2 protein-coding genes and 1 pseudogene are annotated in these 4279 nt (G+C 41.8%); all 3 read right to left on the bottom strand.

Annotated elements, in window-relative coordinates; genetic code table 11:
- Window positions 1-499: 499 nt before the first annotated feature.
- Window positions 500-2515, bottom strand: coding sequence for a fimbrillin family protein (locus DXD25_RS15865; RefSeq protein ID WP_117664342.1), 2016 nt, complete (start codon window positions 2513-2515; stop codon window positions 500-502).
- A 263-nt stretch (window positions 2516-2778) separates the two neighbouring features.
- A complete protein-coding gene (locus DXD25_RS15860; RefSeq protein WP_117664341.1) occupies window positions 2779-3969 on the bottom strand; it encodes a fimbrillin family protein in 1191 nt (396 codons plus the stop codon).
- A gap of 109 nt (window positions 3970-4078) precedes the next feature.
- Window positions 4079-4279: pseudogene (locus DXD25_RS16825) on the bottom strand (DUF5119 domain-containing protein); the annotation flags it as partial.

Here is a 4279-nt window from a genome sequence, read left to right as displayed (position 1 = left end):
TGCGCATGTGCTGTGCTGAACAAGGCACATGACAAAAGTAAAAAAACATATTTTTTCATTTACTATTTTTGTTTTTATTATTTGTATTTACAATCGAATCGTCCGTAAGACATTCAAACAACTTCACCTATGCCTCCCCTGCTGCTGTAGCTCTCTGTGAAGAGACCACCAGCGAGCGAGGGGGCGAGGCTTTATATATAATTGCTTCGAAGATATACTTCATTGATAACGTCAGCCCAGACTAGGCGTTCCAGTGCAGGTTAGACGTTCCACCCCCGTTAGGCGTCCCGACGGATTTGCAATCCGACGTAAAAAAGGTTCGACCTATTAAGCGGGGGGATTTGTAATCCCCCTATCCCATCGATATGCCGGCTGCAGCCTGGAGGCTGGGGATAAAATATCCCCAGAGCATAAAGAGGTTAGGACATTTTTTGACGGCGGATTGCAAATCCGCCGGAACGCCTAACGAAGGAAAGGACATATCCGGTGCACAGGAGGCCTACCAGTATTGAGCAAATCCTCGGGCACACACACTATTATTATAACCCGATACTGAGCACATTTGACTATAAGTAACCTGATTTGAACCATATCCCGCATAAGAATGTTCCGCAGTATACCAATTTACCGGCGAAGAGATGCTCATTTGATAATTGAATATCCAATATACACCTCCACCATTATGACCAAAAGACCAATAATGATTTTTCATGAATTTCTCACCATAAATAGCTTTGTTACTAGGAGCCTGGTTGTCTCTCATCCAGCAAGCTATCGCCCAAGAAACTCCTTGGAAGGTATAAGTATTATATTCGAATATACCGGTTATATTATTGAAATCGAACTTACCTTTTCCTAACTTCGGGTGATTCTCGTCAACCTCAAAATATTGTTGAGAAGATGTTCGCATATTATATACATTTGAACCTCCCTGTCCATTATACGTCAAGTTTTTCCTGCCCACATAAACAGAGCAATATGGATACTGTAAAACATAATTAGGCGGAAACATCGTACCTCGCCAAATGGTGAACCATGTTTCGTCATCAGATCCCGGATGATATTTATATTCGCCTGGTCTATCAGGATCCGTCGGCATTCTGAGAGGTGCGCTCGCTTTAATCTTGATCTGCACAACAAATGGAGTTTCTTTTTCTTTAGCATGCGTTTCATCTCCCTTATTGTTCATACAAGGAGAAGTAAGACTATGCTCATTCTTATCCATCAGATTCTCATACTGCTTAATTTCCTCATACTTGTATGTAGTAGAACCATCTGCTGATGTCTCTTTAGTTTCATAAGCAATACGAGCAGTTATCTTTTCAACTGTATTAGGATACTTCAGAGTCAAATTGAACGGATCACCATTGGCACTGATATTATGCGAAGTGTAAGGTTGTCCATTAAGACCATTGATACCTTTGAAAAAAGTTACTTCCGCTTGTACACCAGACGAATTGACACGATATGTATATGTATTACCAGCCTCCCATTTATTTTTTGCTTCCTCAGCTGCCGTTGCATCTTGAAGAAGACCAGTCAGCGTAACCTTCGAACCCTTTTCATCTTCCACAACCACCTCTGCCATTGCATCATCAGGCAAAGTCTGCGGCATCATGAAGAAGGTCTGGTTTTCATTTGTAATGGCATTATCTGTAACATTTTCCTTCACTTCTTTATTGGTTACCACAGTGAACTCTCTTGTCTCGTTTGCTAAATTCGACCAGGCTAACTGAGCCGCACCGTTATTACCGGCAGTTACGGCTAAATTACCTCTATATTTCACGCCCTTCAAGGCAACAGAGGTTACCTTGGTGCCGGTAGGCAAATCGCCCACCACGAACTTTACGGCAGCAAGCGAATGCTTGAAATCTAAGGATGTTGCTTTGCCATCTGCCGGTTCTGACGCATTCTTATTGACTGCAAACATCAGGTCTTCCTGCTTAGATACATCTGTGGGTACAGTATATGAAATGGAAGAGAAATTTTCCTGGTTTAATGTCATGCCGGCAGGGATGCCGTTTGTGCCCTCTGCAGAGTTGTATGGATACCAGGCATAGAAGTCGAGAGGCTTTCTGTTGAGCCAAAAATAATCTGTTTGCGGCTTCCATGAATCACCAGACTTCTTGATTTCTACATGATCCATATATTTCTGGCTGCCCAGGAATGCTGTGACTCCGAATGAACTCATGCCATCGGCATTTGTTATCTGCGTGCCACGGGTGAAGGTAGGGTTATCGGTAGGGAAACCTTCTGTTACCTCGCTTGTGAGATAAACAGAATTTCCGTTGAGTTTTCCCTCCATTTCCACGGGTTCACCCATCTGTTGTGCCTGAGGTGACATCCATGCGCTTCTTGATCCATTGATGTCACTCCATCCACCGTTTGCTTTCGCATTGACGCTGAAAGTCACGAGTCGGTTGCCCTTGCCGTCGGCATGATTGTCGTCGTTGCAAGCGCAGAGTGTCGCCAAAGCTATGAGCGACAAGCCTATCAGTTTATTTTTATTGCTCATATCGTATTTTTCTTTTAATTATCGTTTGATAGATTGGCTTGCTGCAGTGATTCGCTTTCTGAACATGACGTAAAGGATGCGAGTACACTGAGTGCCAACAAACTGCTTTTATAAGTTTTCTTCATCATAATGGTTTCTTTTTATTCTTTTTCTTACGCCATTTTTTGGAGTTAAAGGAATTGGAGAATTCCGAAGCTCAACATAACGTGAGAGGGAATCTCCAATTCCTTGAATTTGATATTTTATTGTGAATGTAATGGGGATTACATCGGAATGTTTGTACCGTTCTCACCAGGTGTAGGCTTCCATTCTACGACATTAACTGTGAACTTGATTTCCTTACCGAAGATCTTATCACCCTTGTTTGGATCCTTAGGCTTGCTAGTATCTGCACCACCAGGATTAACATCTGTACCAGGATCAACAGGATCTACCTGACCACAACCATTTGTCAGATTAAGAGTGTAAATGTACTTGTTACCTGCTACCCATGAAGCTGTTGTTGTCTGATCAGCATCAGCTGGGATAGCTACTGCTGCCCAACCAAACTTAGTACCATCTGTATCGCCAGATGGATAGATGCTTGTAGCACCTCTCTTTACTTGAATCAAGAGAGAGATGTATGCCTTACCTGAGAAATTTGTAAATTCAGTTGTATTTTTTGCAACTTCTGATCCATTCCATACACTTAAAGTCTGAGGAATGAGCATCGCTCCACCCTTTTTGTCTCCAGCATTACACTTATTTGTCAAATCAACAGGAGTGTCTTTTGTAAGACTAACAGCCTGGTCAAATACCTTTTGATATACTACATTTGTTGCAGCAGGAGCTGTCCAAGTATGCTTATTAGTTTCAGCAAATTTGTATTCATAATTTGCAGAACCACCAACAGATGCAATACGGATACCCTTAATCTTATAAGTATAAGTATCAGAAGAATGCTTAGCCACAATCTTAATCTGAGAAAGAATGTGATCAAAATTCAGCTCTAATCCACTAGATTCATTAGTAGCCTTGTCACCTTTTCCCTGAGCAAAGACAACATCCAACTGTTCTCCAATTTCTGTTTTAGGTGAAAATGCGTCAATTGTAGCTCCATTATTTTTCAAGACAGGAGCAGCACCAGTCCAGTCACCACCTGAATGAGAATAAGCAACAAAGTTAAGGCTACCATGATTTGGCCATGATGGACGTTCTGAAGAAGTAAACTCACCATTTTTTTCATTAAACACGTAGTTCTTGAAAAATTCAGCTCCGCTTTCATCGAAGGCACTGACGGTCATCTTAGTCATCTTATAACCATCTGCGTTGGTCATCTCAACACCACGGGTGTTGAAACCTACGGCACTACGGAAAGTAATATTTGAGCTCTTCGCAACATCTGTGGTCTCCTCTGAAGAGCAAGAAGAGAGGGCGATGGCAGCAGCTGCCATCATGTAAAACGCTTTTTTCATAATTGATACTTTTAAAAAATTAATACTATGTTTTTATATCTTATTAATGATAGATAATATCCTTATTGATGATAATCTATATCCTTATTGATAATAGACAATATCTATTCTACATTTTGATATCTATGTATATCTCATTCCATTTGCTTACGCTCGGCTGAAGACCACCATCGGTGCCTGGGGCGGGCTTCGGCAAGGGAAGCTGCTCCAACTCAATCTTGATGTGGGTATCGTCTTTCTGATTCTTATCATGCACCTGGTCGGTTACGTCCTTCTCGTAATACCAGTTGGTGCCGTCGGTGAGCTGCGC

It is taken from the genome of Prevotella sp. TF12-30, from assembly GCF_003436715.1.
Taxonomy (GTDB): domain Bacteria; phylum Bacteroidota; class Bacteroidia; order Bacteroidales; family Bacteroidaceae; genus Prevotella; species Prevotella copri_A.
This window is presented reverse-complemented; position numbering and strand designations above follow the sequence as displayed.